17 protein-coding genes and 1 pseudogene are annotated in these 15,366 nt (G+C 52.6%); 14 read left to right on the top strand and 4 right to left on the bottom strand.

Annotated features, from left to right (window positions below):
* Nucleotides 1-64: 64 nt before the first annotated feature.
* Nucleotides 65-1,222, bottom strand: coding sequence for an aminotransferase A (locus B1A75_RS12365; protein WP_079936282.1), 1,158 nt, complete (start codon nt 1,220-1,222; stop codon nt 65-67).
* Nucleotides 1,223-1,376: 154 nt separating this feature from the next.
* On the bottom strand, nt 1,377-1,604 hold the full coding sequence (locus B1A75_RS12360; RefSeq protein WP_011230536.1) for an IDEAL domain-containing protein: 228 nt from the start codon (nt 1,602-1,604) through the stop codon (nt 1,377-1,379).
* A 189-nt stretch (nt 1,605-1,793) separates the two neighbouring features.
* Here B1A75_RS12360 and corA point away from each other — a divergent pair, with 189 nt between their 5' ends.
* The 4 genes and pseudogenes from corA to B1A75_RS12340 form a co-directional block, all read left to right on the top strand.
* Nucleotides 1,794-2,792, top strand: coding sequence for a magnesium/cobalt transporter CorA (gene corA, locus B1A75_RS12355; protein ID WP_074043537.1), 999 nt, complete (start codon nt 1,794-1,796; stop codon nt 2,790-2,792).
* Nucleotides 2,793-2,868: 76 nt separating this feature from the next.
* Nucleotides 2,869-3,519 (top strand): glycoside hydrolase domain-containing protein, encoded by a 651-nt coding sequence (locus B1A75_RS12350; RefSeq protein ID WP_079936281.1) that lies wholly within the window; start codon nt 2,869-2,871, stop codon nt 3,517-3,519.
* Nucleotides 3,520-3,690: 171 nt separating this feature from the next.
* Nucleotides 3,691-5,319 carry a diguanylate cyclase gene (locus B1A75_RS12345; RefSeq protein ID WP_079936280.1) on the top strand — a complete coding sequence of 543 codons (1,629 nt, stop codon included), beginning with the start codon at nt 3,691-3,693 and terminating at the stop codon, nt 5,317-5,319.
* Between the two features lie 55 nt (nt 5,320-5,374).
* Nucleotides 5,375-5,671, top strand: a pseudogene (locus tag B1A75_RS12340) (glycosyltransferase family 2 protein); the annotation flags it as partial.
* A gap of 169 nt (nt 5,672-5,840) precedes the next feature.
* On the opposite strand, the gene B1A75_RS12335 reads toward B1A75_RS12340, so the two are convergent.
* Both B1A75_RS12335 and B1A75_RS12330 read right to left on the bottom strand, forming a co-directional pair.
* Complete coding sequence (locus B1A75_RS12335) at nt 5,841-6,275, bottom strand: YkyB family protein (RefSeq protein WP_074043539.1); 435 nt, start codon at nt 6,273-6,275, stop codon at nt 5,841-5,843.
* An 80-nt stretch (nt 6,276-6,355) separates the two neighbouring features.
* A complete protein-coding gene (locus B1A75_RS12330) occupies nt 6,356-7,225 on the bottom strand; it encodes a metallophosphoesterase (protein WP_074043540.1) in 870 nt (289 codons plus the stop codon).
* Nucleotides 7,226-7,406: 181 nt separating this feature from the next.
* On the opposite strand from B1A75_RS12330, the gene B1A75_RS12325 reads away from it, so the two are divergent.
* The 10 genes from B1A75_RS12325 (at nt 7,407) to B1A75_RS12280 (ending at nt 15,345) form a co-directional block, all read left to right on the top strand.
* Entirely contained in the window at nt 7,407-8,462 is a 1,056-nt protein-coding gene (locus B1A75_RS12325; RefSeq protein ID WP_079936279.1) for an RNA-guided endonuclease InsQ/TnpB family protein, read from the top strand.
* Between the two features lie 209 nt (nt 8,463-8,671).
* Nucleotides 8,672-9,439: a 2,4-dienoyl-CoA reductase gene (gene fadH / locus B1A75_RS12320; RefSeq protein ID WP_074043541.1), complete on the top strand. Its 768-nt coding sequence runs from the start codon at nt 8,672-8,674 to the stop codon at nt 9,437-9,439.
* A 214-nt stretch (nt 9,440-9,653) separates the two neighbouring features.
* The gene (locus B1A75_RS12315; RefSeq protein WP_079936278.1) at nt 9,654-10,871 is read left to right on the top strand and encodes an EAL domain-containing protein; all 1,218 of its coding nucleotides are present in this window, start codon (nt 9,654-9,656) and stop codon (nt 10,869-10,871) included.
* Between the two features lie 48 nt (nt 10,872-10,919).
* A complete protein-coding gene (locus B1A75_RS12310; protein ID WP_074043543.1) occupies nt 10,920-11,153 on the top strand; it encodes a hypothetical protein in 234 nt (77 codons plus the stop codon).
* Nucleotides 11,154-11,354: 201 nt separating this feature from the next.
* A complete protein-coding gene (gene abbA, locus B1A75_RS12305) occupies nt 11,355-11,552 on the top strand; it encodes an antirepressor AbbA (RefSeq protein ID WP_074043544.1) in 198 nt (65 codons plus the stop codon).
* 102 nt (nt 11,553-11,654) lie between these two features.
* Entirely contained in the window at nt 11,655-12,128 is a 474-nt protein-coding gene (cbpB, locus tag B1A75_RS12300) for a cyclic-di-AMP-binding protein CbpB (RefSeq protein WP_074043545.1), read from the top strand.
* 195 nt (nt 12,129-12,323) lie between these two features.
* On the top strand, nt 12,324-13,034 hold the full coding sequence (dapD, locus tag B1A75_RS12295; RefSeq protein WP_011230549.1) for a 2,3,4,5-tetrahydropyridine-2,6-dicarboxylate N-acetyltransferase: 711 nt from the start codon (nt 12,324-12,326) through the stop codon (nt 13,032-13,034).
* 59 nt (nt 13,035-13,093) lie between these two features.
* The gene (locus B1A75_RS12290; protein ID WP_074043546.1) at nt 13,094-14,230 is read left to right on the top strand and encodes an N-acetyldiaminopimelate deacetylase; all 1,137 of its coding nucleotides are present in this window, start codon (nt 13,094-13,096) and stop codon (nt 14,228-14,230) included.
* A gap of 45 nt (nt 14,231-14,275) precedes the next feature.
* Nucleotides 14,276-14,518, top strand: a complete 243-nt coding sequence (locus B1A75_RS12285) for a YkuS family protein (RefSeq protein ID WP_074043547.1) — start codon at nt 14,276-14,278, stop codon at nt 14,516-14,518.
* Between the two features lie 164 nt (nt 14,519-14,682).
* The gene (locus B1A75_RS12280) at nt 14,683-15,345 is read left to right on the top strand and encodes a potassium channel family protein (protein WP_013145901.1); all 663 of its coding nucleotides are present in this window, start codon (nt 14,683-14,685) and stop codon (nt 15,343-15,345) included.
* Nucleotides 15,346-15,366 lie beyond the last annotated feature (21 nt).

Below are 15,366 nucleotides of genomic sequence, written 5' to 3'. Positions count from 1 at the left end.
AAAGAAAAGCAGCCTTTTTCTTATGGGGCATGGCGGTCTAAACCGATACGATTTTTGAAAACAGTTACTGTCTGCGGCGCTTCGTTTGGATATACCGCTCGAGCCGGTCAAGCCCTTCTTTGAGCACATCGAGCGAATAAGCGTACGACAGGCGGACGTGGCCTTCACCGTATTCGGAAAAGGCGCTGCCGGGAACGAGGGCGACGCCGGCGTTTTCGACGACATCGAGGGCAAAATCAAACGAAGACATGCCAAAGGCGGCGATTGACGGAAACAAGTAAAAGGCTCCATCCGGCTTCTCAACCGGCAGCCCCATGGCGGTGAGACGACTGTAGGCATACTCAAGCCGCTCGGCGTAGGCGGCGCGCATCACCTCGGCGTCGTTTTTGCCGGCGGTCAGCGCCTCCACCGCCGCTTTTTGGCTGATCGATGACGTGCACGAGACGCTGTATTGGTGCACTTTCACCATTTGTTCAACGGCGAACGCTGGAGCGAAGACAAACCCGATGCGCCAACCCGTCATGGAGTGCGATTTGCTTAAACCGTTGATGACGATCGTCTGCTCCGGCAGCCACTCGGCGATCGAGCGATGGCGTCCGTGGTAAACGAGCTCGCTGTAAATTTCATCGGAAACGATCCAAATCGGCCGTCCTTTCAAAAGGGAAGCGATGTTCTCAAGCTCTTTGGCTGACAGCGCCGTCCCGGTTGGATTTGATGGGTATGGAAGAACGAGGCAGCGCGTCTTTTCCGTCAAATAAGGCGCAATGAGCTCGGCCGACAGACGGAAACCGTTTGGCCTTGTGTCGATGTACACCGGTTTCGCCCCGCACAGGCGGATGAGCGGTTCATAGCCAGGATAGACTGGCGCGGGAAGAAGCACTTCCGTCCCTTCCTCCAAAATCGTGCGAAACGCGATATCAAGCGCTTGGCTGGCGCCGACGGTGGCGATGACTTCGTCCGGCGTGTAGCGAAGGCCGTACTTGTCAGCGACGAATTGGCAAGCCGCCTGGCGCAGTTCAAGCAGGCCGGCGTTCGCTGTATACGTCGTGAAATCGGCGGCGATCGCTTCCTGAGCGGCCGCTTTGACATGATCGGGCGTTGGGAAATCAGGCTGGCCGATCGTCAAGGAAACAAGTCCCGGCCGGTCGGCGACAAGGTTGAAAAATTGGCGGATGCCTGATAACTGAATGGCTTGAACGCGTGGTTGAATGAGGTGTTTCACCGGTTGTCCACCTTTCTTTTTTGTTTCTATTGTACCATTGGCGAGGAAAACGAAAAAACAAAAATGAGCCCCTTTCCGTCCGGATTGTTTCCTCAAACGGAAATGGGGCTCACTTGGTCATCGACGATTCACTTTCCAACTTCGTTCGCTCCTTTTACGCGCCGTATTTTTTCAACAGGTCGTTATATTGGGCGGAAAGCTTGAAAAACAACGGTTTGTTGCCGGCCGCGAGCGCTTCATCGATTTGTTCCATCAGTTTTTTTCTTTGAAACTGGAAGATCGCTTCTTTCAGCACTTGTTCGGCCATCGGCCCGTAGCTGCTTTTTTCTTCCGGCTGGTTGAACAAAACGGCGCCTTCATTCGGGTATTGTTTTTCGTACATGATTCAGTCCCTCCCATATGGGAACGAAACAGTTCCCTTTATTATATTATCGTCGTTTTTGATGCCAATGTAAAGAAAATTTAGATAAATATTTTTTGTCAATTTTTTCTCTACATGATTTTTATACCCGTTTTTTGTTGGGGCTTAACAGTTTTTCGGTTATGATAAGAGGAGAACAAGGCAAAGGTGATGGCGATGATTCGCACGTGTGTCGTGACAAAAGAATTTGAGATTTTATATGATGTTGACTTAACGCTTGTCAACAGCCCAGACGTCTCATGGTATTGGGTTGACTTTCATGAGCCGACGGATGAGGAATCGGAGTTGCTCGCCTCCTTTTTCCGTTTCCACCCACTGGCGATTGAAGACTGTCTCGAATATGTGCAACGGCCGAAGCTCGATTTTTACGACCGCTACTTGTTTGTCGTTCTTCATGCCATTGCCGGGATGACGCTGGAGGCTGAGGAGGTCGATTTGTTTGTCGGGCAAAACTTCATCGTTTCGTTTCATAAGTCGCCGATCCATGCCGTCGACGAGGTGTGGGAGCGATTGAAGCATGAAGAAGATGTTCAGCAGGGGCCGTTTCACGTCATGTACCGGCTGATCGATAAGCTTGTGGATGATTATTTCCCACCGCTTTACCATATTGAAGACGTGCTGAACGATTTAGAGGAGAATACGAACAACGAACCGATTCATGACATTATTGAAAAAGTGTTTGACATCCGTGGTGATTTATCGAAGCTGCGCCGGACGATCGTGCCGATGCGCGACTTGTTGTACCGCATCATCCATTCCGACCGGCTGCAGCGCATGAAAGAACGGCAGCTGTACTTTCATGATATTTACGATCATTTGCTGAAGTTGTCGGAAATGATTGAGACAAACCGAGAAATTACCGCGGATATCCGCGACAGCTATTTATCGCTCAACTCGAATCGAATGAACAACATTATGATGACATTTACAGCCATTACGACCATTTTCATGCCGCTCTCCTTTATTGCCGGCATTTATGGGATGAACTTTGATTATATGCCTGAATTGCACTGGAAGTACGGATACTTTGTTGTATTGGCCGCCATGGCGGTGATCGGCATGACGATGTTCGTCTGGTTTAAGCGCAACGGCTGGTTTCAGTTGTTGAAAGGCGACTGGGCGAAGGAGGAGCGGGAGCGCCGCCAGTAGCCGTATAAAACATGCTGTTCCCCTCATATATATAATTACATAATGACGGCAGCGTGAGCGCGAAGGAGGGAAAACGATGGCAAGAGGCATTTGGGGCGTCGACTCGGCGCAAGTCGTAACGGATCAGCTGTTTCAATGCGTGCGGACGGAGCTTGGCTATCCGAAATTTTGGGGCCGTTATTTGTCGGAAGTGCCGAACGTGTCCGAAGGGTTGACACGCGACGAGATCGCCCGCATCCGCAACTATGGCGTGAAGGTGCTGCCGATTTATAACGCCTTCCGCGAAGCGGTCGGCTATGCGAACGGCCAGGTGGCGGCGCGCAACGCGGTGTTCCATGCGCGGCGGCTCGGCATTCCGAAAAATAAACTGCTGTTTGCCAACATCGAAGACTTTTTCGCCGTGGATGCCGCTTGGATCGCTGCTTGGGTGGAAACGCTCTATCCGACCGGATACCGGCCGGGGCTGTACGCGGACCCGACGAAAGGGGATTTCGGCGTTGCCTATTGCGAGGCGGTCAGCCGGAACAACCAAGTGGCGGTGCAGGCGGTCATTTGGAGCGCCGCACCAAGGCCGGGAACGACGAAAGAGCAGAAAGCGCCGCGCTATCAGCCGGCCGCCCCGCCTTGCAGCGCGAATGTCTGGGTGTGGCAGTACGGGCGTGATGCAGAAGTCTGCCCGGTTGACACGAATTTAGCTGACCGCCGCCTATTGGACTTTTTGTATTGAACAAAGCCGTTGCAAAAAGGCAGCGGCTTTTTTATGCGGTTGTGAAATTGTTGGATGTTGCGCGTCTTTTCTTTTAATTTTTTTACTTGGATCGATTATATTAGTAATAGGAAAAAAGGAGGATGTCAGTCGGTTGGGAAAAACGGAACGATGATCGAAAGGAGAGGGAATATGGATCGATCTGTCGCCTCACTGTTGGATCGCATCCATGAACAATACGAACGATGGAGGACGGGACCGCCGCTTGACGGTGCGGAATTGGCCCGATTTTTCGATGCTGTTGGCCGGACGGCGGCGGTGGTTGGCCGCAGCGATATCGTTGCCGAAGCGGAGCGGCTCATTCATCGGTTGAACAGCCAAACGGAACGGCAATGGACAGCGGAGGAGGCGCTGATGGAGATGGTTCCTCTCCTTCGCTGCTTCTATGAAGCCGGGGAAGCGGCTTCTGCCATCATTCCCTCCTCGCACCGCCAAGGGCCGAAAGCAGCTATTCTCCTCTGTGGAAATGACCCCCTGTTTTTTGCCTACGTCCGCGGCGCCCTGCAAACCGTGCCATGGCGTTTCATGACGCTCCCCTCCCTTGAGCAGGCGGCCGCGTCGATGTTTCGTCTCAGCCCGGATTGCATCATCGTCAGCGTGAAGGAGGGAGAGTGGGAAGATCTTGACTTGACGGTTTTGCTTGAGCGCGCCGGACAGCGCTCCTATCTTCCTGTTGTCATTGTGAGCAGAGACGAGGGCAAAGAGGGGCGGTTGAAAGGTTATGAGCTTGGCGCGGATGATGTCATCGCCTCCCCAGCGGCAGATGAACTGTTCGTTCGCGTTCGTCGGCTCATTGAAAAAAAACGAAAAATCGATGACCTTGTGCTCATTGACGAATTGACAGGTGTGTACAACCGGAAGTATTTGCCGCGGGTATACGCCCGTCTTCGGAGCGACCTCGAGCGTTCCGGAGCGCCAAGCTGTTTGGCGTTGCTTGATTTGGACCATTTCAAACAAGTCAACGACCGCTTCGGCCACCTTGCAGGCGATGCGGTATTGCAAAAGCTGGCTGCCTTTTTGCGCCAACATACACGCGGAGTGGATACGATCGTTCGCTTTGGGGGCGAAGAGTTTGTCGTTTGGCTGGCCAAAACGTCCAAAAGCGAGGCGCGTGCAGTGCTTGAGCGGCTGCAACGCCAGTTCGCCGCCGAAAAAGTCGAGGTGGATGGCGCACTTCTATCATGCACGTTTTCCGCCGGCTTGGTTGAGTGCGATGAACCGGATCGGCCGCTTGACCATTGGCTGCGTCTCGCCGACAAGGCGCTGTATGCGGCGAAACGAGGCGGCGGCAATCGGATCGAAGAGGCGGCGCGTGAGAAAAGCGGTTCTTCGGATGAGGCCCCACGTCAAGCGCCAACGGATCGGCGGCGATGGGCGATTGCCATCGTGGACGACGATGAACTCGTGCGGATGATGATCGCTGATCTTGTCCGCAAGCTCGTCAATGAACAGGGGAGGAAAGTAGACATTTACGAGTTTGGCGACGGCCTTTCGTTTCTCGAATCTCCGTTTTATCAAAGCGGGCGGCAATCTGTCGTCATTTTGGATCGGGTGATGCCAAAAATGGACGGCCTTGAGGTGCTGAACCGCCTCCGTCAAGAGCGAAAGCCATACAAGGTGATGATGCTAACGTCGCGCCAAGATGAGCGGGATATTGCCCATGCTTTGAACCGAGGGGCGGACGAATATGTGACAAAGCCGTTCAAATGGCTTGAACTTGAGGCGCGGCTGCGCCGGCTGCTGAAGGAGCTGGATGAGTGATGGCGCTGTTGGTCGTCTTCGCGGCAGCAACAGTGGGTGATCGAAGCGGGCGAATATTGTCGTTGTTTTCTCCTTATTTCTCGGAATCCTGTACATCGAATTCGCTCTTCTTTTGCTGACGGTTTCGGTTTTGTACGGTTCGCTCTTCTCAGCCGCCGCCGTCTTGCTTGAAGAATGGACCGAGCGGAAGCTCCCGAGCGTTTCTGATTTGGTGAAGCTTTTTTTCTTCGCGTTGACCGAGACGTTTTGGTACCGCCCGCTTACCGCTTGGTGGCGGTGCGAAGGGGTGATCGATGCCATTCGCCGAAAAAAGCAATGGGGGAGCATAAAGCGGAAAGGGGTGTCAGCGTAGCCGACAGAACAGCAGCCAGATTGTTGGTTTTAGAGCAACGAAACAGGAGGGCATGGTCTTCATGAAAGGAAGCGAAAATGCGGGGGAAAGATGAAGCGAAAAGAGGCATCAGCTCCCCTGTTGCCGCCCTGGCACCAAGGTGAGCCTCCTGTTAAAAACCGGCGGCCGCTTAATAGCGGTCGCCGAGCCGTTTAAATACCGGCCTTGTCAGCTGTTTCGGACTTTGTTCCGGTTTTTCCTTCAGTCCGGTGTAGGCGATGAGAATGGCTTTGGCCTCCGACAGCGGCATCCGAGCTGGAGGGTTGCGGTACGAATCGTTGAGAGCGCCAAGATGCGGAAGGGCAGCGAAATCTTGTTTCGTCGGTGGGATGTGGAAATAGTAGTCGCCGACGGCGACGAGCACGTCGGATTGCTGTTGGCTGTATTTCGGATTGCGTGAAAAATGGAGGCCGACTTTTTTCGCCTTGCCCTCCTCAAGCAGCTTCTCGATCGCTTTTTTCTTCAGAAGATAAAGAAACGAAGGGTTCAATGCTGTTTTGGCATGGCGGTTGACGGTAAAAATCGCTTTGGCAATATTGTCGACCGTCAATTGCACCGGTTTCATCGGCATGTCTCCTTTTTTCTTTCTATTATAACATAGAAAGATCACATAGGAAGCGGCATTGTTGCTAGTTTGTCCCGCTTCTAACTAGGAGCAAGCGAAAAAACGGTCAACTCCGGCGGGGCGAAGAAGCGAAGCGGCACCCGCGTCGTGCCAAGACCGCGGTTGACGTACAACAAGAGCCCGCCGACGTGGTAAAACCCTTCATAATACCGCTCAGACAGCGGCGGCGTGATGAGCGGCCCGATAAACGGCAACTGAATTTGCCCGCCGTGGCTATGGCCAGACAACTGAACGTGAATAGGGAAGCGGCGCGCCTCAATGGCACCGTCCGGCTCATGAACGAGGGCGATCGTATATGTCGCCGGCGGAATGCCGTTCGTCATTTTCGACCAGTCCGGTTGCCCGAGCATCATATCGTCGCTGCCGGCGATAGCGATCGCGTCATGGCCGCGTCGGACGAGGGTATGCTCATTGATGAGAACGCGGAAACCGGCTCGTTCCATCAATCGATGGTAAATATCTGTTCCGTAGCCGCCGTGATCATGGTTTCCGTAAATGCAAAATTTTCCGAGAGGAGCGCGGACGCCAGCCAACGCCTCAGCGACCGCGTCGATGTGCGGATACCGGTTCGCCTCATGGAGCAGATCGCCTGTGAATACGACGAGATCGGGCCCGAGTTCGTTGATGCGGCCGATGCTGCGGTAAAAGCGTTCCAAGCCGTAATAATGGCCGAGATGGATGTCACTGAACTGCAACAGCTTGACGCCGGCAAACGACTTTGGGATCAGAGGATGCGACAGCGTATGGTGCGTCACGGTCAGCTCGGCCGGCTCAATCCAGCGGGCGTAGCCAAAGGCGGCTGCCGTCGCCAGCGCTGCGCTGAAACTTGTGCGCGTCAGCTTTTTCAAAAAGGCGCGCCGGCTTAGTTTGGTTGTTTCGATATGGTGCATCGTTTCGCCGTCCTTTCACAAGCAGCTTTATTATAACGAAAAGAGAGGGAAAAGGACAATAGGAGGACTAAGATGTTCGAATATTCCACTATTTTATAGAAATGCGAGCGAGAAAACCCACTTCTTTCGAGGTGAGAGGAAAGCGAGCATAATGGTATAATAAACATGAGGAGGTGAAAGGATGCCCACCATCACCTTGAAATTGGAGCTTCACAAGCCGACCAAAGCCAAACAAGAGATGTATGAACGGATGACCAACATCAACACCCAATTTGCGAATTGGCTCTTGAATCATCCTGAATTAAACAAAGCAACCAGCAAGATTTTTAGAGAATTTTCATCACAATGGTTTCCGTCTGCAATTGCCTGTCAAACCATTCGAGATGTGAAGTCTCAAAAGAAACATCAGAAGGCAAAGCAATTTCGAAAACGATGGTGTTGCTTTAACAATCAAAATTGGAAAGTCGAACGAAAGGGAGATTTTTACACCATTTCATTTCCGACATTAGAGAAGCGAATTGGCGTGCCTGTGGTCACGCGTCCCTATCAAGAAGCATGGCTGAATCGGCTGCTCAATGGAACAGCCAAACAAGGGACAGCCAAGCTCTACAAGAAGAAAACGAAATGGTACTTCGCCATCACCATCACGTTTGAAGTGGAACAACGAAACGAAACGAACGTGATGGGCGTTGACCTAGGGCTGCGATATATCGCCGTTGCTAGCGTTGGAACGAAATCGTTGTTTTTCAAAGGGAATCCATGTGCCTTCATTCGCAGACGATATGCGGCTCTGCGGCGAGAATTGGGCAAAGCCAAGAAGCTTCATATGATTCGCAAAATCGGCCATAAAGAGTCCCGCTGGATGAAGGATGTGAACCATAAAATCAGCCGTCAAATCGTCAACTTTGCCCTCGTCAACGGTGTTGGCGTGATTCGGATGGAAGATTTGACGGGGATTCGGAAACGGGCAACTTCCGCAAAAGAAGCAGGACGAAGCCTTCATTCCTGGGCGTTTCATCAGCTGCAAACGATGATCGCCTATAAAGCCGAAATGGCAGGCATTAAAGTGGAGTGGGTGAATCCGACCTACACGAGCCAAACGTGTAAATGTGGGCATCGGGAAAAGGAAAATCGCAATGGCATCCACTTTCAGTGTAAAAAATGCGGATACACCATCCACGCCGACTTAAATGGGGCGATCAACATCGCCAAAGCGATTTCAGGCTTGAGCGCCTAACCTAGCGCACTGGTCACAGGTGCGCCGCCCATTCGGGTACCTATCTAACCGGATGGGATGGGCTGATGACACAGCCCCGAACTTGGGCGTGGTCCGAACTCGAAAGGGATGAGGACGCGAACGACCCAAGAATCCCACGGCTTTAGCCGTGTGGAGTGTCAAGATATGATAGAAATGAATGAGTAATCAGTCATAGGGAGGAGAAATGGATGAACGGAAAAGTAATCATTGTGACGGGCGGGTCGAGCGGAATGGGGAAATATATGGCGAAGCGGTTTGTCGCTGAGGGGGCCAACGTCGTCATTACGGGAAGGCGGGCAGAGGCGCTCGAAGAGGCCAAGCGGGAAATCGCTACGCCGGATGGGGGACAAGTGCTTACGGTTCCGATGGATGTGCGCAACCCGGAACAAGTGGCGCACATGGTGGAGCGGGCTGATGAGGAGTTTGGCCGCATCGATGCCCTCATCAACAATGCGGCGGGCAATTTCATTTGCCCGGCGGAAAAGTTGTCGATCAACGGCTGGAACAGCGTCATTAACATCGTTTTAAACGGCACGTTTTACTGCAGCCGGGAAGTCGGCAACTATTGGATTCAGCGCGGCTTGAAAGGAACGATCATCAACATCGTTGCGACATACGCCTGGCATGCCGGCGCCGGGGTCATTCATTCAGCGAGCGCCAAGGCTGGAGTGCTGGCGATGACGCGCACGCTTGCCGTGGAATGGGGGAAAAAGTACGGCTTCCGCGTCAACGCCATCGCCCCGGGTCCGATCGAGCGGACAGGCGGGGCGGAACGTCTTTGGGAGTCGGAAGAGGCAGAGCGGATGACGATCGAGAGCGTGCCGCTTGGGCGGCTCGGAACGCCGGAAGAAATCGCGGCGGTCGCTTCGTTTTTGCTTTCCGATGAAGCCGCTTACATTAACGGCGCTTGCATCACAGTCGACGGCGGCCAATGGCTGAACCGGCGGCCGTTTTAATCAAATTTGCCGTAAAGCAAGATGGTCCTCACCCAAAAGGGATTGCAGGCGGTATTTCTTCATTTATCGCGGGCAACCGGCTCATTGCACGTAACGGCTTTTGTCACAAGCGGATTCCCTGCTGTCAGGGGAGCCGCTTTTTTTGCGTCGGGAACGATGAGGCAATTATGCTATAATAAGGGCAAAGATGGTCGATGGGAATGAGGTGAGCACGATGGATGCATTAGACGTTATGGCCAACTTGCCGCAAGTGATTCCGCACTATCAACCGATTTTCAGCGCCGATGAGCATGGGGTCGTCGGCTATGAAGTGCTCGGTCGGTTTCAAACGGAAACAGGACCGGTCAGCCTTGGATCGTTTTTTCATGATGAAACCATTCCAGAAGAATTTCGCATCGAAGTGGATGATGTGATCACGAAAAAGGCGCTCGACTATTTTCTGTCACTCGCTGATCAAACGCTGCTCATTTTTTTAAACCGCGACGCCAACTTGCTCATGCTTGACCGCGGCGAATCGTTTTTGCAGCTGCTTCTCTCCTATGAAGCAAAAGGGTTGGCGCTTAGCCGCATTGTTTTGGAAATCAATGAGCAGCATTTCAAGGGAGACGTCGATCAGCTCAGCCATTTATTGACGTATCTTCGTACATACGGCGTTAAAGTGGCGGTCGACAACATCGCCGAACATAGCATTCATCTTGAGCGAATCGGCGTCTTGTCGCCTGACATTTTAAAAATCGATTTGCGTGAATTGCGGAAAACGTCCGTTCATCAAGCATACCAGGAAATCGTTCACTCGATTTCGCTGTTGGCGCGCAAAATCGGAGCGACGCTCCTGTATGAGGACATCGAAACGTCGTTTCAGCTTCAGTATGCTTGGCGGCATGGCGGCCGCTATTATCAAGGGTATTATTTGGCCAAGCCGGCGCCTGAGGTCGTGCCGCGCGATTTGTTGAAAGACTTGCTCCGCCAAGAGTGCCATCGCTTCATCCAGCAGGAGAAGAAAAAGCTTGAAACGCTGTATCAAATTGCTGAGCAGTTTCAGCAGCGGATCAGCACACTGCTTGGCAAATACAAAAAAGCCGCCGATTTTAACGAGCTCATTTCCCTATTGGCCGGCGAGCTCGACGACGTTTGCTTCCGCATTTATGTTTGTGATGAGGACGGCTTCCAGCAGTCGGGCAATATGTTCAAGCGCGGCGGCCGGTGGGAGCTTGAGCCGCAATATTATATGAAAAACTGGAGCTGGCGCCCGTATTTTTTGGAAAACATCATTCGCATGCGCTCGCGCCGAAGAGGGATTTTGTCCGATTTATACACGGACATTGAAACAGGGGAAACGATCCGGACGTATTCGTATCCGATCGATGAGCGCCATTACTTGTTTATCGACTTGTCGTACAGCTATTTGTTTGAGCATGATGCTCATTATTGATCGTATAAAATCGCCTCATTGCGGAAAAGTAAGCATGAGGTGAAACGTATGGCACAGCTGACTTTCGTATTATCTGTCCTTTCTGTATTGATTGCGGTCATTGGATTCGTTTATACGGTCCGACTCGGCCGCCAGCAGCGATGGCAAGGAGAGCTTGACGGACCGATCCCGAAAGCAGTTGAGGAGCATGCCTATTTGCGCAACCCGATATTGCTTGCGTATGTGCTCGCCGTCTTGCTTGCTGTGTTTGCCATCGGTTATTTGGCGCTTCGATATTATTGAACGGAAGGTGTCCCAACAGAGGCGGGACACCTTTTTTGATGGCCGCCATGCACAAAATATCACGCATCTGTCTGCTTTAAGGAGAGAAAGCCGTTTTTTCGCTTCATTTTTTGATCGTTTGGAAATGACGGTTTTTTCCACGACTTTTTTCCTTTGCCGGCGAATATATATGAAAGCGGAAAGGGCAAAGGGGGAATGGAGATGGCGAAGCGGCTGCCGCCAAGGCTGTCGGGCGAGGAGGCGGCGTTATTGCTTGACGTTTTGTTCAGCCAGCAATATGCACTCGAGCTCATCCGCTCTGAGCTGGCGGATATCGAAAACGGAGACAAGGCGGTCGATGAACGCCGGTATCGGCAGCTGTTGCGTTTATACGACCGCCTGTTGACAGAGGAAGGATAAAAGTCATTGTGCACTATCGCTATCGCAGGAAGCGATAGTCTTTTTTATGGTATGATAACAGTGTGGAGAGGAGAAGATGCAGAAGAAAGGCGGAACATCGGCATGACATGGGAACACAATGAATTCATGCAAATGACTGTGAAGCCCTTTCTGATTCCGGCGGATAAAGTGGCGCATGTGCAGCCGGGAAATTATTTGGATCATGCGCTGCTCGTCCTTACGAAAACCGGCTATTCGGCGATTCCGGTATTGGACACATCTTATAAGCTTCACGGGCTCATCAGCATGACGATGATGATGGATGCGATTTTAGGATTGGAGCGCATCGAATTTGAACGGCTCGAGACGATGAAGGTCGAAGAAGTGATGAACCGAAACATTCCGCGCCTGCGGCTTGACGACAGCCTGATGAAGGCCATCGGGCTGATTGTCAACCATCCGTTCGTGTGTGTGGAAAATGATGACGGCTATTTTGCGGGCATTTTCACTCGACGGGAAATACTGAAGCAACTGAATAAACAGCTGCGGAAGCCTAATGGCGGCCGGAAATCAGGCCGAAAAGAAGCTGAACAATGAGCAGAAAGGTAATCGTATGCAATAACAAGCGCAGCTGGCTTTGGTTGATCAGTTCGGAAGCAGCATGGCAACTTCCGCAAGTACAAGCCTTCGAGAAGGTGCTGCAAAATTTTGTTCGATGAATTTATGCTTGTCACGATGATCTCTGTTTTGCTAAAGTAAAAAAGAATACAGGTGTAAAGGAGGATATCGCCCATGAAGATGATGGACGCCAATGAAATCATTTCGTTTATTCAAAACAGCAAAAAATCGACACCAGTCAAAGTATACATAAAAGGGGATCTCGAAGGCATCGATTTCGGCTCAAGCGCGAAAACGTTTATTACCGGCAACGTCGGCGTCGTGTTTGGCGAATGGCAAGACATTCAAGCAGCAATCGAAGCGAATCAAGACAAAATCGAGGACTATGTCGTCGAGAACGACCGCCGCAACTCGGCCATTCCGCTCTTGGATTTGAAAGGCATCAAGGCGCGCATCGAGCCGGGCGCCATCATCCGCGACCATGTCGAAATCGGCGACAACGCCGTCATTATGATGGGAGCGGTCATCAATATCGGCGCCGTCGTCGGCGAAGGAACGATGATCGACATGAACGCGGTGCTCGGCGGCCGGGCGACGGTCGGGAAAAACTGCCATATCGGCGCCGGCGCGGTGTTGGCAGGCGTGATCGAGCCGCCATCAGCCAAGCCGGTCGTCATTGAAGACGATGTGCTCGTCGGGGCGAACGCCGTCATTTTAGAAGGCGTCACCGTGGGCAAAGGAGCGGTTGTGGCTGCCGGCGCGGTTGTCGTGGAAGACGTGCCGCCGTATACGGTTGTCGCCGGCGTGCCGGCGCGCGTCATTAAGCAGATCGACGAGCAAACGCGGGCGAAAACGGAGATTAAACAGGAGCTTCGCCAATTATAATCACAACAAAGGCTGTCCCTTCACACGAGGACAGCTTTTTTGCCCATGGAGGAGAGAGGATGGAAACGATCAGTCCGTTTGTCGCCATTCGCCGCGACTTGCATCAAATCCCGGAGCTTGGGTTTCAGGAGTTTAAGACGCAGCAATATTTGCTTCGCTATATCCAGTCCCTGCCGCAAGAGCGGCTTCAAGTCCGGACGTGGAAAACAGGGATTTTTGTCAAAGTCAACGGAACATCGCCGCGCAAAACGATCGGCTACCGCGCCGATATGGACGGGCTGCCGATTCGTGAGGAGACCGGTTTGCCGTATCGGTCGAAACATGAAGGGCACATGCACGCGTGCGGCCACGATGTGCATATGAGCATCGCTCTTGGCGTGCTCACCCATTTTGCTCATCATCCATTGAAAGACGATTTGCTGTTTGTGTTCCAGCCGGCCGAGGAAGGACCGGGCGGAGCAAAGCCAATGTTAGAAAGCGACATCATGCGGGAATGGAAGCCGGATATGATCGTCGCCTTGCATATTGCGCCGGAATATCCAGTCGGTACGATTGCAACGAAAGAAGGGTTGCTGTTTGCCAATACGTCGGAGCTGTTTATTGATTTGAAGGGAAGAGGTGGCCACGCGGCGTTTCCGCATTTAGCGAATGACATGGTCGTCGCCGCCTGCGCATTGGTGACGCAACTGCAGTCGATCGTCGCCCGCAACGTCGATCCGCTTGACAGCGCGGTCATTACGATCGGGAAAATTGTCGGTGGGACGGTACAGAACGTCATTGCGGAGCACGCCCGGCTCGAAGGAACGATTCGGACGCTGTCGACTGCAGCGATGCAGAAGGTGAAGCGGCGGATTGAAGCGATCGTGCATGGCATTGAAGTCGCGTACGAATGTGAAGCATCCATCGATTACGGTGCCATGTACCATGAAGTGTACAACGATCCGGAGCTGACAGCGGAATTTATGAAGTTTGCCGAGACGCACGGCGGCGTGAACGTCATTCGTTGCAAAGAGGCGATGACCGGCGAAGATTTCGGCTATATGCTGGCGGACATCCCGGGTTTTATGTTTTGGCTTGGTGTCGCCTCGCCCTATGGGCTGCATCATGCGAAGCTGGCCCCGGATGAAGCGGCGATCGACCGCGCGATCGCTTTTTTGATCGACTATTTTTCCTGGAAGGGGAATTCGAAAGTATAGTTCCACCTCTGACAAGGCACATTATGTGTGAGGAGGTGGAGTGTGATGGCGAAAATCGGTGTCGAGCCATCGCTGACTGATGTGCAAGAGGCATTGAGAGAAAGAGGGTATAATGTTGTGCCGCTCCGCGGGGAGCAAGACGCAAGAGGCTGCGACTGCTGCGTCATTACCGGCCTGGACGCCAATATCGCCGGCATTCACAACATCGTGACGTCCGGTCCGGTCATTGAAGCGAGCGGGCTCACCGCAGAAGAGATTTGCCAAAAAGTCGAAGAAAAACTCCGCTGATGATCGAACGTTCGGGCTGTGCGCGCTGGCAGCCCGTTTTTTTTTTGCGGAATCACATGGTGCAAAGGATGGTGGAAAAGGAGCGAAGATCGTTTTCGTTCCTTTTTCTTTTTTGCTAAAATAAGAGGAAGAAACAATGCTTGATCAACGATGGAGGAGTGTCAATGAAAAAGAAACAGTTTGCCGTCATCGGCCTCGGGCGCTTTGGCGGCAGCATCTGCCGCACGCTGAGCGAACAAGGGATGGAAGTATTGGCCATCGATATTGACGAAGACCGAGTGAATGAATTTGCCTCGATCGCTTCGCACGCCGTCGTCGGCGATACGACCGATGAAAACGTGCTGAAAAGTTTAGGCATCCGCAACTTCGACCATGTCATCGTCGCGATCGGGGACAACATCCAGGCGAGCATTTTGACGACGCTTATTTTAAAAGAGCTCGGCGTCAACCATATTACGGTCAAGGCGACAAACGATTACCATGAGAAAGTGCTGAAAAAAATCGGCGCTGACCAAATCGTGCACCCAGAGCGCGACATGGGCGAGCGGATCGCCCACAATTTGATTTCCAACAACGTCCTAGATTATCTGGAGCTGTCGGACAAATACAGCATTGTTGAAATCGTGGCAAGCGAGCGGCTTGACGGCCATTCGCTTTTGGAGCTTGACATCCGCGCCCGCTACGGCATCAACATCGTCGCCATCAAGCGTGGAGCAAGCGTCATCGTCTCCCCCCTCGCTTCGGAAATCATCCGCAAAGGCGATGTGTTGGTTGTCATCGGCGCTGACAGCGACATTGACCGGTTTGAGGAAAAAGTGGTCGGTTGACGGCGGGCAGGCGGCCTGTGC

Source organism: Geobacillus sp. LEMMY01 (assembly GCF_002042905.1).
GTDB classification, from domain to species: Bacteria; Bacillota; Bacilli; order Bacillales; family Anoxybacillaceae; genus Geobacillus; species Geobacillus proteiniphilus.
Note: the sequence above shows the minus strand (reverse complement) of the source record. Positions and strands in the feature narration are given on the sequence as shown.